The 16,644-nt window shown below is 63.0% G+C and carries 15 protein-coding genes; 6 read left to right on the forward strand and 9 right to left on the reverse strand.

From position 1 onward, the window contains the following. Positions 1-26: 26 nt before the first annotated feature. From MJ8_RS16970 to MJ8_RS17000, 7 genes are all read right to left on the reverse strand, one after another. The gene (locus MJ8_RS16970) at positions 27-947 is read right to left on the reverse strand and encodes an ABC transporter permease (RefSeq protein ID WP_201409995.1); all 921 of its coding nucleotides are present in this window, start codon (positions 945-947) and stop codon (positions 27-29) included. Next, positions 947-2,074, reverse strand: a complete 1,128-nt coding sequence (locus MJ8_RS16975) for an ABC transporter permease (RefSeq protein WP_201409996.1) — start codon at positions 2,072-2,074, stop codon at positions 947-949. The genes MJ8_RS16970 and MJ8_RS16975 overlap by 1 nt, the downstream gene beginning before the upstream one ends. Continuing rightward, positions 2,071-3,648, reverse strand: coding sequence for an ABC transporter ATP-binding protein (locus MJ8_RS16980; protein ID WP_201409997.1), 1,578 nt, complete (start codon positions 3,646-3,648; stop codon positions 2,071-2,073). Before MJ8_RS16980 ends, MJ8_RS16975 begins: the two co-directional genes overlap by 4 nt. A gap of 253 nt (positions 3,649-3,901) precedes the next feature. Continuing rightward, positions 3,902-4,879 (reverse strand): quinone oxidoreductase family protein, encoded by a 978-nt coding sequence (locus tag MJ8_RS16985; protein WP_201409998.1) that lies wholly within the window; start codon positions 4,877-4,879, stop codon positions 3,902-3,904. 133 nt (positions 4,880-5,012) lie between these two features. Then, positions 5,013-5,774: a phosphatidylcholine synthase gene (gene pcsA / locus MJ8_RS16990; RefSeq protein ID WP_201415466.1), complete on the reverse strand. Its 762-nt coding sequence runs from the start codon at positions 5,772-5,774 to the stop codon at positions 5,013-5,015. 53 nt (positions 5,775-5,827) lie between these two features. Beyond that, positions 5,828-6,442 (reverse strand): DUF1326 domain-containing protein, encoded by a 615-nt coding sequence (locus MJ8_RS16995; protein ID WP_201409999.1) that lies wholly within the window; start codon positions 6,440-6,442, stop codon positions 5,828-5,830. Between the two features lie 12 nt (positions 6,443-6,454). Beyond that, entirely contained in the window at positions 6,455-7,345 is an 891-nt protein-coding gene (locus tag MJ8_RS17000) for a DUF2182 domain-containing protein (RefSeq protein WP_201410000.1), read from the reverse strand. A 101-nt stretch (positions 7,346-7,446) separates the two neighbouring features. Between MJ8_RS17000 and MJ8_RS17005 the strand changes: the two genes are divergently transcribed. Next, positions 7,447-8,658 carry a UbiH/UbiF family hydroxylase gene (locus tag MJ8_RS17005; RefSeq protein ID WP_201410001.1) on the forward strand — a complete coding sequence of 404 codons (1,212 nt, stop codon included), beginning with the start codon at positions 7,447-7,449 and terminating at the stop codon, positions 8,656-8,658. Here MJ8_RS17005 and MJ8_RS17010 read toward each other — a convergent pair. Further along, positions 8,635-9,597, reverse strand: coding sequence for an AEC family transporter (locus MJ8_RS17010; protein WP_201410002.1), 963 nt, complete (start codon positions 9,595-9,597; stop codon positions 8,635-8,637). The genes MJ8_RS17005 and MJ8_RS17010 overlap by 24 nt on opposite strands. Before the next feature lie 212 nt (positions 9,598-9,809). Here MJ8_RS17010 and hspQ point away from each other — a divergent pair, with 212 nt between their 5' ends. Next, on the forward strand, positions 9,810-10,133 hold the full coding sequence (gene hspQ, locus MJ8_RS17015; RefSeq protein ID WP_040983419.1) for a heat shock protein HspQ: 324 nt from the start codon (positions 9,810-9,812) through the stop codon (positions 10,131-10,133). 89 nt (positions 10,134-10,222) lie between these two features. Here the strand turns inward: hspQ and MJ8_RS17020 are convergent, their stop codons facing one another. Next, positions 10,223-10,843: an invasion associated locus B family protein gene (locus MJ8_RS17020; protein ID WP_040982846.1), complete on the reverse strand. Its 621-nt coding sequence runs from the start codon at positions 10,841-10,843 to the stop codon at positions 10,223-10,225. Between the two features lie 293 nt (positions 10,844-11,136). Here MJ8_RS17020 and MJ8_RS17025 point away from each other — a divergent pair, with 293 nt between their 5' ends. The 4 genes from MJ8_RS17025 (at position 11,137) to MJ8_RS17040 (ending at position 16,575) form a co-directional block, all read left to right on the forward strand. Further along, positions 11,137-12,957, forward strand: coding sequence for an extracellular solute-binding protein (locus tag MJ8_RS17025; RefSeq protein ID WP_201410003.1), 1,821 nt, complete (start codon positions 11,137-11,139; stop codon positions 12,955-12,957). Between the two features lie 39 nt (positions 12,958-12,996). Then, positions 12,997-13,680, forward strand: a complete 684-nt coding sequence (locus MJ8_RS17030) for a DsbA family oxidoreductase (protein WP_201410004.1) — start codon at positions 12,997-12,999, stop codon at positions 13,678-13,680. A 246-nt stretch (positions 13,681-13,926) separates the two neighbouring features. Then, positions 13,927-14,328 (forward strand): DUF6252 family protein, encoded by a 402-nt coding sequence (locus MJ8_RS17035; RefSeq protein ID WP_201410005.1) that lies wholly within the window; start codon positions 13,927-13,929, stop codon positions 14,326-14,328. 357 nt (positions 14,329-14,685) lie between these two features. Further along, positions 14,686-16,575 (forward strand): ABC transporter ATP-binding protein/permease, encoded by a 1,890-nt coding sequence (locus MJ8_RS17040; protein WP_201410006.1) that lies wholly within the window; start codon positions 14,686-14,688, stop codon positions 16,573-16,575. Positions 16,576-16,644: the final 69 nt, after the last annotated feature.

Consider the following 16,644-nt stretch of genomic DNA (forward strand, 5'->3'; position numbering starts at 1 on the left):
TGGAGCTTCCCGTCTTTTTGTTGTTTTCAACGATCCGGAACGAATGGCTGCCCCAACGAAGCCGGCGTGTTCATCATCGTCAGCCGCTTGTTTCGGGAGATTAGAACGAGAACCACGATGGTTGCCAGATAGGGCAGCGAAGAAAGAAACTGCGAAGGCACCGGAATGCCAAAAGCCTGTGCATGAAGCTGGCCGATCCACACCGCGCCGAAGATATAGGCGCCGGCCAGCACCCGCCACGGGCGCCAGGACGCGAACACCACCAGCGCCAGCGCGATCCAGCCACGGCCCGCGCTCATGTTCTCCACCCATTGCGGCGTATAGACCAGCGACAGGTGCCCGCCGGCCAGACCGGCGCAGGCGCCGCCGAAGATCACGGCGAGATAGCGGTAGCGGATGACCTTGATGCCGAGCGCGTGCGCCGACGTATGGCTGTCGCCAATCGAGCGCAGCGTAAGCCCTGTGCGCGTCCTGAACAGGAACCACATCACCGCCGCTGTCAGCGCGATCGAGATATAGAACACCGGATCCTGGCCGAAGATCAGCTTGCCGACGACCGGGATCGAACTGATGCTCGGAATGTCGAGGTTGGGCAGCCTGACGCCCGGTTGGCCGACGAAGCTGGTGCCGATCATGCCGGAGAGGCCGAGGCCGAGCAGCGTCAGCGACAGGCCGGTCGCCACCTGGTTGGTCGCGAGCGACAGCGTCATGACGGCGAACAGCAGCGAGAACAGCGCGCCGACGATGATTGCGGCAAGCAGGCCGATCCACGGCGATCCGGTGAGGTAGCCGGCGCCGAAGCCGCCGACGGCGCCCATGATCATCATGCCCTCGACGCCGAGATTGAGCACGCCGGAGCGCTCGACAACCAGCTCGCCGATGGCCGCGATCAGAAGTGGCGTCGCCGCGGTCGCGATGGTCAAAAGGATGTTGACGGTGATGTCCATCAGCGGGCCTCCTCGAGCTTCGGCGCTGCTTCGAGCTTCCCGCCGTTCGGCTTCATCAGCGCCATGCCGATCAGGCGAATGCGGTAATGGATGAGTGTGTCACAGCCGAGCACGAAGAACAGGAGCATGCCCTGGAACACGCGCGCCACCTTGTCGGAAATGCCGAGCGCGCTCTGCACTGCCTCGCCGCCGAGATAGGTCAGCGCCAGCACCAGGCCCGCGGCGACGATGCCCAGCGGGTTGAGGCGACCAAGGAAGGCGACGATGATGGCGGTGAAGCCGTAGCCGGGCGAGATCACCGGCTGCAACTGGCCGATGGCGCCGGAGACCTCGGAGATGCCCGCCAGACCCGCCAGCGCCCCGGACAGAAGGAAGGTGAAGAACACCATCCGGTTGAAGCCGAAGCCGGCAAAGCGCCCTGCCCTCGGGCTGGAACCCAGCACGCGCACCTCGAAACCTTTCAACATCCGGCTCATCATCAGCCAGATCGCTACGGCGGCCACCAGGGCGAAGACGAAGCCCCAATTGGCGCGGCCTGCATCCGGCATCAGTTCCGGCAGCACGGCCGAATCGCCGAACTGGATGGTCTGCGGAAAGCCATGGCCCTGCGGATCGCGCCACGGGCCGCGCACCAGCCAGTCGAGGAAAAGCTGCGCGACATAGACCAGCATCAGGCTGGTTAGGATCTCATTGGTGCTGAAGCGCGTCTTCAAAAACGCCGGGATCGATGCGTAAAGGGCGCCGCCGACCATGCCGAGCAGGAGCATCAGCGGGATCACCAGCGGACCTTCGAATTGCGGGAACAGCACCGGGATGATCGAGCCGAAGATCGCGCCGAAAATGAACTGGCCTTCGGCGCCGATGTTCCAGATGTTGGCCTTGTAGCAGACCGACAGGCCGACCGCGATCAGGATCAGCGGCGCCGCCTTGATCGCCAGTTCGTGCAACTGCCAGACCTGGCTGATCGGCTCGACGAAATAGATCTCGAACGCATTGAGCGGATTGACGCCGAGCAGCGCGAACATGATGGCGCCGGCGATGATCGTCAGCGCAAAGGCGATGAAGGGCGACAGCATCGAGAACAGCGCCGAGCGCTGCGGGCGTTTGACGAGTTCGATGCGCATCATGCCACCTCCATTGTGTGTTCGGCGTGGCCGGGCTCGGCGCCGCCCATCAACAGGCCGATCTTCTCGAACGTCGCCTCGGCAATCGGCAGTGGCGCCGACAATTCTCCGTTGTGCATGACGGCGATCGCGTCCGACAGCTCGAACAATTCGTCGAGGTCCTGGCTGATGACCAGGACAGCGGAGCCGCTGCGGGCAAGCTCGATCAGCGCCTGACGAATGTGGGCGGCGGCACCTGCGTCCACGCCCCAGGTCGGCTGGTTGACGATCATGACGCTCGGCTTGCGGTCGAGCTCGCGGCCGACGATGAACTTCTGCAGGTTGCCGCCCGACAGCGCGGCGGCCTCCGGATCGGGCGCGCTCTTGCGCACGTCCATGGCTTTGATGATGCGCTGGGCGGCGCTGTAAACGGCCCCGTTCTTGACCGTGCCGCCCGAACCGACGAAAGCCTTGCCGTCGGTGGCGTGGCGCGAGAGCAGCAGGTTCTCCGAAAGCTTCATGCGCGGCGCCGCGCCATGGCCGAGCCGCTCCTCCGGCACGAAAGCGGCTCCCATCAGCCGCCGGCCGGTGATCGACAGGCCACCGGCGTCCTTGCCGCGGATGCGCACGGAACCGGCATCCTGCTGCAGCACTTCGCCGGAGACGGATTCGAAGAACTCGCCCTGGCCGTTGCCGGCGACCCCGGCTATGCCGATCACTTCGCCGGCGCGCACGGTGAGGTTGATGTTCTTGAGCGGGATTGCGAAGGGCGTCGCCGGCTTGCGGCTGAGATCGCGGATTTCCAGCAGCGCCGGCGCGGTCTCGATGCCCTCGGCCGGCGCACGCACCACCGCCTTCACCTCGCTGCCGACCATCATGCGGGCAAGCGATGCGGCCGTCTCCTCGCGCGGATTGCAGTGGCCGACGACCTTGCCATGGCGAAGCACCGTGGCGCGGTCGCAGATGCGTTTGACCTCTTCCAGCCGATGCGAGATGTAGAGGATCGATTTGCCTTCCGAGCGCAGGCGCTCCAGCGTCTCGAACAGCTTATCGGCTTCCTGCGGCGTCAGCACCGAGGTCGGCTCGTCGAGGATGATGAGCTGCGGCGTCTGCAGGAGGCAGCGGATGATCTCGATGCGCTGGCGTTCGCCGACGGAGAGGTCTCCGACCAGCGTATCCGGATCGAGCGGCAGGCCGTAGCTGAAGGACAGCGCCCTCGCCTTCGCCGCGATGGTGCTGATCGGCGAACCGTCATTGAGCGAAAGCGCGATGTTCTCGGCCGCCGTCAGCGCCTCGAACAGCGAGAAATGCTGGAACACCATGCCGATGCCGAGCTTTTTGGCCACGCCCGGGCTGGTGATCTTGACCGGCCTGCCATCCCAGAAGATCTCGCCTGAGTTCGGCTCCAGCGACCCGAACAACATCTTGACCAGCGTCGACTTGCCAGCGCCGTTCTCGCCGAGCAGCGCATGGATCTCGCCCTTCGCGATGTTGAGATCGATGTGGTCGCACGCCGTCAGCGTGCCGAAAACCTTGGTAAGGCCACGAACCTCGAGCAGGTTCGACCTGTCATGATTTGCACTCACAGTGCCTCCCATCCAGTTTCCCGGATATGTTCTGTGTTCCCGAAAGCATGGTATGCGCGGCCGGCTCCCATCGGAAAGCAGCACCCAACTTGAAAGAGCTTCAAGAATTTCAGCGGAAACTCAAGGGTTAAGATAGATCTCCTGAGAACAACGGCAAATCAGCATCGCTTTTCAGGCAAGCCATGCCTTCGGGCACGGCAAGCCGCTGAAAAACAAGGCAGCCGGCTAGAGGTACGGTGCCTGGAAGCGTGAAGCCGTGAAAGCTCTAGGGAATGAGAATAGTCGTTCCCGTCGTCTTGCGGGCTTCGAGATCGGCTTGCGCCTTTGCGGCGTCCTTCAGCGCATAGCGCTGGTTGATCTTGATCTCGACGGCGCCGCTCTTGACCACGTCGAAAAGTGCTTCGGCCGACTTCACCAGATCCTCGCGGCTGGCGTTGTAGACGAAGAGCGTCGGCCGGGTCGCATAGATCGAGCCCTTCTGTGCCAGGAGCGACATCGAGAAAGGCGGGATCGGGCCGGACGACTGGCCGAAGCTGACGAACATGCCCAACGGCCGCAGGCAATCGAGCGAGCCCGGAAATGTGTCGGCGCCGACGGAATCGTAGACGACGTCGCATTTCTTTCCGCCGGTAAGCGCGGCGACACCGGCGACGAAATCCTGCTCCTTGTAGTTGATGACGTGGTCGAAGCCATGCGCCCGTGCGAGTTCGATCTTGTCGGCGGAGCTCGCCGTGCCGATCACGGTCGCGCCGAGATGCTTTGCCCACTGGCCGAGGATGAGGCCAACGCCGCCGGCCGCCGCGTGGTAGAGGATCGTATCGCCGGCCTTCACCGGAAAGGTACGGCGCAGGAGATACTCCGCCGTCATGCCCTTCAGCATCATCGCCGCCGCCTGCTCGTCGCTGATGCCGTCCGGCACTTTGACCACGCGGTCGGCTGCGATCACCCGTTGCTCGGCATAAGCCCCGACATTGACGGCATAGGCGACGCGGTCGCCCGGTTTCAGCCAATCGACGCCGGCGCCGAGCGCCAGCACGACGCCCGCCGCCTCGCCGCCCGGGATCAGCGGGAGACCGCCGGGTGGCGGATAAAGCCCGGAGCGATAGTAGACGTCGATGAAGTTGAGGCCGATCGCCGTATGCCGGACCAGGATCTGGCCTTCTCCGGGCTGGCCCGGATCGGCATCTTCATAGGCCAGGACTTCGGGGCCGCCATTGGCGTGGATGCGGATTGCCTTGGACATCGCTCAACTCTCTGAAGGGTACGTGAACCGGAGCATGACCCCCGAAACGGGGAGAGCCGATTTTCGGAAGATCGTGCGCCGATAGATAGCTAGGTCAGGATGACCATTCGGCCAAAAATATCCTGATCCAGGATCAGGGCTTCTTGGCACCCAGATTGGGGAACATCTGCATGACGCCCCCGATGCAGGCGAGATAGAGCCCGGTGATGGTGATACCGATCTTGGTGAAGTCGCTGACCTGCTCACCCAGCACTCCGATCTTGTTGTAGAAGCTGGCAAGCGCGGCCTGCGCCAGCGCCAGCGCGCCGAAGGCGCACCACAAGAGGATCATGCCGAGATTGAGCGACCTGAGCCGCACCACCCGCACCGGGTGGATGAAGTTGATCGGCAGGAAGGTCAAGATGCCGGCAACCACCACCACGGCGAAAGACACCCATTGCCCGGGCTCGATGACGAAGAGCGTGAACACCACCATGTTCCAGACGACCGGGAACCCCTTGAAGAAGTTCTCCTTCGTCTTCATGCCGGTGTCGGCATAGTAGATCGCGCTGGAGACGACGATGATCGCCGCGGACAGGAAAGACAGGTTCTCGCCCATGAAGCCGCGCTGGTAGAGCGCGAAGGCCGGGATGAGCACGTAAGTCACGTAGTCGATGATGTTGTCGAGGAGTTCGCCCGACCACGTCGGCAGGATTTCCTTCACCTCGAGCTTTCTGGCGATCGGCCCGTCGATACCGTCGACGAACAGCGCCAACCCCAGCCACCAGAACATCGCCGTCCAGCGCTCCTCGCTCGCCGCCACCAGCGACAGGAAGGCAAGGAACGATCCCGACGCGGTGAGCAGGTGCACGGAGAACGCGCGCGCCTGCGGCCACGTCACCTTCTTCTTCGGCAACGGGATCCGCTCCGCGATCTTCTTGGCTGCCTTGCCGGCCCTTGTGTTCTTGCTCACGGTCCCCGCCAGTCCAGCTTGCAGATTTCGGCCGAGCGGCCGGCGAAATTCCAGTTGCGGCCGAAGGCGCGCATCTTGCTCTTGTCGGACTTCGCCACGATGATCTCCGGCGCGATCCAATATTCGGAATTGGTGATCACCGTATCTTTTTCGCGGTCCTTGCCGGGGATAGGCGTCACCGCGCCGTCGATGATTTTCGGTATCTGGAAGACGCGCGTCTTGTCGCGCGTCTCGTAGGTGATCGGCACCTGCTCGACGCCGAGGAATTTCCCGACGAGGATCGACAGCAGCGAGGTGGTGCCGCCGGCCTTGCCGGTGAAGATCTTGGCCAGTGCCTTCACCGCATAGATCGAGGCGCGCTTGTCGATGAACAGGCCGGCCGTCCAGTTGCCGCGGCTCATGTAACCGGGGATTTCCATGATCAGACCGAGATTGAGGCCTGAAAGGTCGACTTCGCCGAAATGGCCCGCGTCGATGCGGAAGCCGGCCCAGGTCTGGCAGTAACCCTCGGTCGGCGGATGGCTGCCCAGCGACAGCACGCAGGGACAGAAAACCGTGCAATTGCAGGAGAGTACCAGCTCTCCTTTCATCGCCCAGCTTTGGTCGGTCATCGAATTCTCCCCTCATGCCGAAACTAATAGCAGGGCTGCCGCCCACACAAGCAGTATCGCACCGGCGACCCGGCTGGCCACCCTGCCTGTGGTCTGTTTTTCGATCAGGGTGAACAGGCCGATCAGCGCCATCCAGAAGATGTTCATGGCGCCTACGGCGAACATCACCAGCATCAGCGCCCAGCAGCAGCCGAGGCACCAGACGCCCTCTTTCAGGCCAAGCCGGAAGACGCGGCCCGGTTTCGCGCTCCAGTTGGCGAACAGGATCGAGAACGGGTTGCGGCATTTTTCCAGGCATGCCTGCTTGAGGCCGCTGAATTGATAGAGGCCGGCTACGAGCAGCGCCGCGGCGCCGGCAAAGCCGACGGCAGGATCGAGCATCCGGCCGGAGTCGGCAAGGGCGTAGACCGCGAGCGTCAACGCGGTGAAGCCGGCGGATGCTGCAAGCCACGTGCCGAGGTATCCGGCAACAAGCACCAGCGGATGAACGACGCCTTCGCCATTGATCCTCGCGGTATCCGCGATCTCGCAATAGGTGCGGATCAGCGGCGCCGCCGAAGGCAGCATCGTCGCGACGGCCATCAGGAACCACATGAGCACAAGCGCCGGCGCTTGCAGGCCGATCGGGCCTGCAAGCGGTGCCGGCGCGAGGCAAAGTGCAAAGAACCGGTCGAGAAAATCCGGCAACGGCAGGCTCGGCAGGTTTTTCAGCAGCATGTCGCCGGGCGCGCCGGCGGGGCGGCCTTCGGCGCCACGGATCGCCATCGCGCCGAGGAGGAACCAGGCAAAGGCGATGCCGATCCCGATCGTCAGCATGACCGCGAGACGCGGGCTGCGCGCGACGCCCGCCGCCGCGCGGCCGGCGCGGTCGAGATGGCTGAAATCGTGCTGCTCGCCGCTCATGGCACTCGAATGGGCTGAATCGCCGCGTTGATCAAGCCGGCCGATCTGACCTATATCCGGATAAAGGCCCGACGGGTCGCCTCGCATCGTGGAAGCCTGGCGTGGAGCACAACGACAAAGCCCGCATCCTGGTTGCCGGCAGCGGTCCGGCCGGCCTGATCGCGGCGCTCGGCTTTGCCGGGGCCGGCTTCGACGTGACGTTGGTCGGCCCTGAGGCCAACACCGCCGACGGCCGCACCACCGCCCTCATGAATCCGGCGCTGAAGGTCCTTGAACGGCTGGGCGTCCTTGCCGAACTGAGGACGCAGGCCGCGCCGCTCATGGCGATGCGAATCGTCGATGCCACAAGGCGACTGATCCGCAGTCCGACCGTGACCTTCCGCGCCGGCGAGATCGGCGAGGAACAGTTCGGGCTCAATTTGCCGAACAAGGCTCTTATCCCCGTCCTTGCCAGAGCCGTTTCAGCTCATGACGGCATTCATTGGCTGAAATCCACCGTCGAGTCCTGGGCCCTTGACGCCGACCAGGCCCATGCAGGGCTGGCCGACGGCAGCGAAGTCTCGGCTTCGCTCGCAGTCGCCGCCGACGGACGCCTGTCTCCGGCGCGGGAAGCCGCCGGCATTCGCGCCTTCGCGCGGTCCTATCCGCAGTCGGCGCTCGTCCTCAATTTCGGCCACCGCGGCGAGCACGGCTTCGTCTCGACCGAATTCCACACCGAAACGGGGCCGTTCACACAGGTGCCGCTGCCCGGCAAGCGCTCGAGTCTTGTCTGGGTGGTGAAGCCTGAGACGGCGCAAGAGCTTGCCGCGCTCGATGATGCGGCCCTGTCGGGGCGTGTCGAGGAACAGATGCAATCGATGCTCGGCCGGGTCTCGGTCGAGCCGGGTAGGCAGGTCTATCCGTTGTCGGCGGCCTCGCCCGGCCGCTTCGCGCAAAACCGCGTGGCGCTGGTCGGCGAAGCGGCGCATGTGTTTCCGCCGATCGGCGCCCAAGGTCTCAACCTCGGCATCAGGGATATCGAAGATCTGATTGGAATCGCGAGTGAAAACGTCAGCGATCCCGGATCGCGCCGAGCCCTCGCCGCCTATGACACGAGGCGCCGGCCCGACATATGGGCGCGCAGCGGCGCGGTGAACCTGCTCAACATGTCGCTCTTGTCCGATATGCTGCCGGCGCAGCTGGCGCGCAGCGCTGGCCTCAATGCATTGGGCAGCTTCGCCCCGCTACGCGCCTTCTTCATGCGCGAGGGATTGCGGCCGGGCAGCGGCTTTCGCGCCATTGCCGGCGGCCTACGGAAAGAGGTCGGCCGGTAGGATTCCGTGCCGGATCGCGTAGAGCAGAGCGGTCACCGTCACCACCGAAAAGCATGTCGTGATCAGCACGCTGGCCGAGGCCCGCTGCACCCATACATCGTACTGCTGCGCGATCACGAAGACATTGGTCGCCGTCGGCAGCGCCGCGAGCAGCATGGCGGAGAAGACCCAGGTCGGCGAGAAATTGCCGATCCAGCTCAGCACGACATAGCAAAGCAGCGGATGGACAATCAGCTTCAGCCCGCCGATCAACGCCAACTCGTGCGGAACGCGGTTGAGCGGCCTCAGCGCCAGCGTCACACCCATGGCGAACAAGGCGCAAGGCGCGGCCGCGCGTGCGAGATAGTCGAGGAAACGGTCGACAGGCAGCGGCGGGCGGAACTCCATATAGGCGGCGCCAACGCCAAGCGCCGTCGCAATGATGAAGGGGTGCAGCGCGATCTTTTTCAGGACGCCGAGCGCCAGTTGGAGCGGTGGCGCCTTCTCCTTGCCCGACAGCGCCATCATCATCGGCGCGACGGTGAAATGCACGATGTTCTCGAAGCAGAAGATCAGCGCCACGGGCACCGCCGCCTGTTCGCCGAACGCCAGCAAGGCAAGACCCGGCCCCATATAGCCGATGTTGCCGTAAGCCGCGGCAAGGGCGGTGATCGTCGCCTGCGCGATGCCGCCGCGGGAAACGATAACCGACCAGGCGAACATCAGCGTGAATATCGCGTAGGTGGCGATGAGCGAGCCCAGGATGAAACTCCATTCCGTCAGTTGCTCGAAGGGCGTCTTGGCGAGCAATTGGAAGAACAAGGCCGGCAGTGCGACATAGATGATGAAAATGTTCATCCAGCCGAGTGCCTCCAGCGGCTGCCTGGTGATGCGCGCCACCAGGAAACCGATGAAGATCATGCCGAAGAACGGAAGGACGAGGCCGATGACGTCAGACATTTTTCGCTCGGGCGGGAAAACTCCCGCGCGGGCTAGCCCGTTGTTTCGCCCGAGGTCAATGACTTGGCTATTGAATTGCGGCAGTGCCTGCGCCAAATAGGCCCAAGCCGAAAGTCGGGGTCGATTTCTGGCTGCGTGACGTGTAAATTCAAGGTCTTAGGCGCCCTGTGCGCAGCCACGAAAGGCGCCTCGGAACCTAAGTGGTGAACGTGATGAAGACGGCCAAATTCTCGATCGGGCAAGTGGTTCGCCACAGGCTGTTTCCGTTCCGCGGCGTGATCTTCGACGTCGATCCCGAATTCGCCAACACCGAGGAATGGTACGAAGCCATTCCCGCCGACGTGCGTCCGCGCAAGGACCAGCCTTTCTACCATCTCCTGGCGGAGAACTCGGAGACCGAATACATCGCCTATGTGTCCGAGCAGAACCTGCTCGAGGACCGGTCGGGCGAGCCGGTGCGGCATCCGCAGATCGGCGAGATGTTCGACAAGCTGCCGGACGGCCGTTACGAGCCGAAGCGCCAATCGAAGCACTAGTCGGAAACGCGTCTTCCAGGGCGCACAGCGTCGACAACGAAAAAGCGGGGCAATTGCCCCGCTTTTGTTTCCGGACGATGCTCCGGCGATCAGTTCGCGGTCTTGGCCTTGTCCTGCTCGTCCTTGAGCTTCTTGGCGAAATCCTGGTTGTTCTTGGCGACGAAGTCCTGCAGCTTCTTCTGCCGGTCCTCGATGTCCGACTGCTGTAGCGGCGGGCCGTCATAGGCGCCGCTGAAGCCGGTAAGCGCGATCTTGATCGGGTTCGGCTGGTTCTGGAAATTGATCGAGGTGAGCGTGATCCCCTGCCCCTTCTTGAAGGACGCGACGAGCTGGTCGCTCAGCGGCACTTCCGCCACGCAGCGATCCGGGAAGCAGATCACATAATCGAGCTTCTGCGCCTTGCCGGAATCGATCTGCAGCGCGATGCCCGGAGGAACGAGGCGGCCGGTCGGCACCGTGACCTGGAAGACCTTGCGGTTCACCTTGCCCTTGAGCTCGATCAGGCTGACGCCGGTGACGAGCTGGCCGTTGCCGGCGGTGACGATGTTCTGCACGTTGCAGATGTCGACGTCTTCCTGCTTGGTGCAGGCCTTGAACCAGCCCTGAGGAATCTGCGGCTGCTGTTGGGCCGAGGCGGTGAAAAGCCCGGCGCCCAGAACGCCGACCACGCCTGCGGCCAGCACCGAAAGGCGGTACGCGTTGATCGTCATATGGTGCACTTTCCTCTCAAATGATCCCGGGGACCGGCTTCTTCGTGCCGTGTGGTCCAGCTACCTGTTGCCCAAATGAGGCAACAGGATGACTTCGGAGCGCGTGTTACACTGCCAGCGGCGTCGAATCCAGCCCGGTTTCCGCGATTTCTTTGCGGTTTGGTGTCCGGGGGAGAGTGCGGTCGGCGATGCAGCGGCTGAAGCCGATTCCCGTTGGCGCGCCGATTCAATCGGACGGCGAAATGCTCTACCGTGCATGGCGAATCACAAAGCCGCCCGGCAAGGAGACGGTCATGGACCGCGTTCTCGTTCGGCTGATCGCCGCGACGTCGTTTCTGGCCCTTTCGCTCCTTCCGGCACGATCGGAGCCGAAGCATGGCATCGCCATGCAGGGCGAGCCGGCGCTGCCGCCCGACTATAAGCATTTCGACTACGTCGATCCGGACGCGCCGAAAGGCGGAAGCGTCACCTATTGCGTCGTCGGCTCCTTCGACAACCTCAACCCCTTCATCCTGAAGAGCCTGCGCACCACCGCGCGCGGGATGATCGATACGGTCTACGGTAACCTCGTCTTCGAGCCGCTGATGCAGCGCAACTATGACGAGCCTTTCAGCCTCTACGGGCTGCTGGCCGACAGCGCCGACATGGATCCGGAACGAAAGAGCATCGAGTTCCATCTCAATCCCAACGCAAGATGGTCGGACGGCCAGCCGGTGACACCGGAGGACGTGCTGTTCACCTACGACGTCTTTAGGGACAAGGGCCGCCCTCCCTACAGCGACCGCATGAGCATGATCGCCAAGCTGGAGAAGACCGGCGAGCACAGCGTGAAATTCACCTTCAACGACAAGGCCAACCGTGAATTCCCGCTGATCGTCGCGCTGACGCCGATCGTTCCCAAGCACGCCTTCGACAAGGACACTTTCGACAAGACCACGCTGAAGCCGCTGATCGGCAGCGGCCCTTACACCGTGGACAAGGTGCTGCCGGGGCAGCGTATCGTCTTCAAGCGCAATCCGGACTACTGGGGCAAGGACGTTCCGTCGAAACGCGGCTTCGACAATTTCGACCAGGTCACCATCGAGTATTTTCTCAACGCCAACGCCAAGACGGAAGCGTTCAAGAAAGGCATCTGCGCCCTCGACGACGAGACCGATCCGGTCAAGCGCGAGCGCGACATCGATTTTCCGGCGTTTCGAAGGGGCGATGTGAAGGAAGAATATTTCAACACCGGCATTCCTCCGGTGGTGACCGGCTTCCTGTTCAACACCCGGCTGCCCAAATTCGCCGATCCCGTGGTTCGCCGCGCGCTCGGCATGCTCTACGACTTCGAATGGGCGAACAAGAACCTGTTCGGCGGCAAGTTCAACCGCACCATGAGCTATTGGCAAAATTCCGAGCTGTCCGCGCTCGGCCATCCGGCCGACGACCGGGAAAAGGCGCTGCTTGCTCCCTACCCCGGCCGCGTGCCGCCGGATGTGATGGACGGTACCTGGCGCCCGCCCGTGACGGATGGTTTGGGCCAGGATCGCAAGGTGCTCAAAGCCGCCTTCGACTTGCTGAAGGGCGCCGGCTTCCGCGTGCGGGACGGCAAGATGCTCGACCCGCAGGGAAATCCTTTCGGCTTCGAGATCCTGACCTCATCTCAGGACGAAGAACGGCTGGCAGCCATCTACCAGCGCACGCTGGAAAAGATCGGCATCGACGTCCGCATCCGCGCCCTCGACGGCGACCAGATCCAGTCGCGCAAGCAGCGTTACGATTTCGAAGTGCTGATCGGGACAAGCGGCTTCAGCAATTCGCTGTCGCCGGGAAGCGAGCAGGTCGGCCGCTGGGGATCGGTCGCAGCGAAAACGGAAGGATCGTTCAATCTCGCCGGCGTCGCCGATCCCGCGATCGACGCCGCGATCGACGCCATGCTGAACGCCCGCACCAAGGAAGACTATGTTGCTGCGGTGCGCGTGCTCGACCGGCTGCTGATCTCCGGCAATTATATCGTGCCGATGCAGTACAACACCCAGCAATGGCTCGCTTACTGGAGCTATCTGGAACATCCGCAAAAGACCCCCATATTCGGCTATCAGCTGCCGACCTGGTGGCGAAAGCCCAATTGACGCAGCCCCGACCAAATCGGAACCAAACAGGAGACGAGCATGAGCGCCGAGAACTCCATCACCGTCGACGTGGTGTCCGATGTCGTCTGTCCCTGGTGTTTCATCGGCCAGAAGCGTCTGGATAAGGCTGTTGCTGCGGCAGGCGACGTCGACGTGCACATCCGCTGGCGGCCGTTCCAGCTCGATCCGACCATCCCTCCCGCAGGCATGGATCGCCGCCAATACATGCTCGGCAAATTCGGCAGCGAGGAACGCATCCGCGAGATCCATGCGCGCATCGAGCCTCTCGGCGAGGCCGACGGCATCCATTTTGCCTTTGGCGCCATCAAGGTCGCCGCCAACACGCTGGACGCGCATCGCGTCATCCGCTGGGCGGGCGCTGCCGGCGAGGACGTACAGAACCGGCTGGTGCGTCGCCTCTTCCAGCTGAATTTCGAGGAAGGGGCCAATATCGGCGACCATTCCGTGCTGGTGAAGGCCGCCGGCGAGGCCGGCATGGATGCGTCGGTGGTCGAGACGCTGCTGCCGACCGACGCCGATGTCGATGCCGTGCGCAACGAGATCGCCACCGCCTCGCGCATGGGCATCACCGGTGTGCCCTGCTTCCTGCTCGAAGGCAAATACGCTGTGATGGGCGCGCAGGATGCCGACACGCTTGCCGACGCGATCCGTCAGGTGGCCCAGGCCAAGGCGCGCGGCGAGCTGGAAACCGCCGCGGGTTGAGTGTTCCATCTGCGCAATTTCGCGCGGAAAGCCGTCGCGCACTTTTCCTGGATTGCTACTGAACAGTCGGCACACACGATCTGGTGAATCGCCCTGAAGACGACGCTCAGCTAGAACCATCTCGGGTTTAGCCGATTTGAAGGGCACCGAATGGCCGTCAGGCGTCGCGCATTGTTGCTGCTGTGCTTGCCTTTCGCACTAGGGCTTCCGCTGACATTGCAGCACGTCTCCGCCGAGGAAGCGGTCATGTCGGCGACTTTCGAAGGCAAACCCTGGACGGCATCCTTCACCCTGGCCCAGACGATGCTGATGGCCGGCAAGCCAATGCTGAACCTGTCGGGAACCGAGCAGGGCTCGCCGACCAAGACCTTCAATTCGATGCTGGTGCTCAAGAATCCGAACGACCTTGCCGGCAGCTATAAACTCAAGACCGGGTCCGCCCCGAACAGCGCCAATTTCAATATCCTCGATTCCGGTGCCATGGTCGGCCACGTCCGTTTCGCCAGCGGCGAGATCGTCATCGACAAATACGACGCTGCCGCAAAGACCATTGCCGGTCATTTCAGTGGCTCGGGAAACGACGAATCAGGCAGGTCTGAAAAGCTCATCGACGGCAAATTTTCGGGCATTCCAGTCACCGAGCAGTAGCCATTTCGACCGATCGGCGCCTCTTTTTCGTTCACAAACCCGTGTTTTTTGCTTCCCCAAGGGAAGGTCGACGGTGGCTGGCTCAGCACCCTTTAACGCACTGGAACAAAAGGCGAAATCACCGCGATCGACCATCCGCCTGCATCGGCTTTCTGTTGCCCATGCGCCACGGCAGGTAACCCTCTTCATATTCTTCGGCAGAAAATTAATGGAAAATGATCAATTGGTGTTACCCTGTGTAACAAAACTAAGAAAGGTTTGGGCGGGATCGTGACTGGGGTCGGTAGACCGCAACGTACAGTACCGGAGCAAACATCCAGCGAGGCGAAGACCTCGCCCCTGACGCCGGTATCGTCGATGCGTACATTCTGGGGACTGATGCGAGCCTACTGGTTCTCCGACCGGTGGAAGGAAGCCTGGACCCTGACCCTCGTCATCGCGCTGCTGACCGCTCTCTCGAGCAAGGCCGACGTCTGGTTTGCCGTGGCGTTGGGCGAGCTGGGCAATTCGATCGCCTTCCTTCACGACGCCGCCAACCCCCATCCGCTGCAGACCATTCTGACCAATGCCGGCATACTGGTGCTGCTGGTGGTGCTGAAGGATGCCGGCTTCACCGGGGTGCGCAATCTCGTTTCGACGACCTTGCACCGCAAATGGCGAGGCTGGCTGAACAACCAGTTCAACCAGGCCCTGCTCGACGGCAACCATACCCATTTCCATGCGCAGCACGGCTCGGTCGCCGGCGGCATCGTCGCTCCGGACAACATCGACCAGCGCATCCAGGAATCGATCAAGGACATGACCGGCGGCGCCATCGGTCTCGCAATGGGCGTCCTCGGCGTGGCGACGTCCCTTTATTTCATCGGCGAAAACCTGATCGGGTCATCGGTCGAGGTCAAAGGCCTGGAATTCCTGGGCAGCTACGGCACGGCGGTCCTGGCTTTCCTCGCCGTCGCCACCTACGTGCCGCTGAACACCTGGATCGCCGTCAAGCTCGGACGACTGCTCGAGCGGCTCAATGTGCGCATGCAGCAGGCCGAGGGCAGCTACCGCAGCGAACTGACGACGTTCCTGCGCCGCAGCTTCCATGTCGCCGCCTCGCATGGCGAAGGCGTGCAGAAGTCGATGCATGACAGGCTCTATGTCGATATCGACAAGACCTGGGGACGTCTCAACATTGTCAACACCAGCTACACGTCGTTCGAGCTGATCTACAATTTCGTCGGCGCCCGTATCGTTGCCTACGCCCCGGGCCTCCTGTCGTTCATCCACAACCGTCTCGACTACAAGGGCTACATCACCGGCTCCGAAATGGTCGCCCAGTTGATCAGCCGGTGCTCGTGGTTCATCCATGTGATGCCGGCGATCGCGACGCTCAGGGCCAACAGCCAGCGCGTGACCGAACTCGCCAATGCCATCGAGAACGTCCAGCATCCGCGGGAATTCTATCAGCAGACCGGCCGCTCCGACTTCAGCTACGCCATCCAAAACCCGGTGTTCGGCCTGACCATCCAGAAGCTTGAGCTGGCGCATCAGGGCGAGGACGCGACGCCCTTCCTCAGCGCCGCCAACCTGCGCTTCCGCCGCGGCGAGTGGACCTTCCTCAAGGGCGAGTCCGGCTGCGGCAAGACTTCGCTGATCAAGGCGATCAACGGCCTGTGGCCCTACGGCCGCGGCACCATCGTCTTCCCCGAGGGCGTGACCAGTTTCTACGCCGCTCAGGAGGTGAAGCTGCAGCAAGTCTCGCTGAAGCAGCTCGTTTGCCTGCCGGGTTCAGAAAACGACCATAGCGACACGCAGGTCGCCGCGGCCTTGCACAAGGCCGGTCTCGGCGATTTCATCGGGCACCTGGCCGACGAGAGCCGCGAGGGCAAGATTTGGGATCAGGTGCTTTCGGGCGGCCAGAAGCAGAAGCTGGTGGTCGCGCGCATCATCCTGCGGCAGCCCGGACTTCTGTTCCTCGACGAGGCGACCGGCGCGCTCGATCCCGAAGGCAAGATCGCCTTCCACCAGGCGATCAAGGACAATTGCCCGAACGTCACCGTCATCAGCGTCATGCACGAGGCGGTGGCGCCGCGCTCGCTTTCCGGCGAGGAGTTCTACCACAGCGTGGTTTCGATCGCCGACGGCGTCGCCACCAAGAAGCCGCTGGCGCCAAGCCTCCCGCGCGAGCTCACCACCATTCTCGCCCAGCCGCGGCCGGTTGAGGACAAGTGGCTGCGCTTCCGCCGGCTGAAGCAGAAATAGCAATCATACCAAGCCTTTGACCGGCGGCCGCGGCCCGGCTCGGGCCGTCGTCGATCACAGTCTCGCGAT

The organism is Mesorhizobium sp. J8 (assembly GCF_016591715.1).
In the GTDB taxonomy this organism is placed as follows: domain Bacteria; phylum Pseudomonadota; class Alphaproteobacteria; order Rhizobiales; family Rhizobiaceae; genus Mesorhizobium.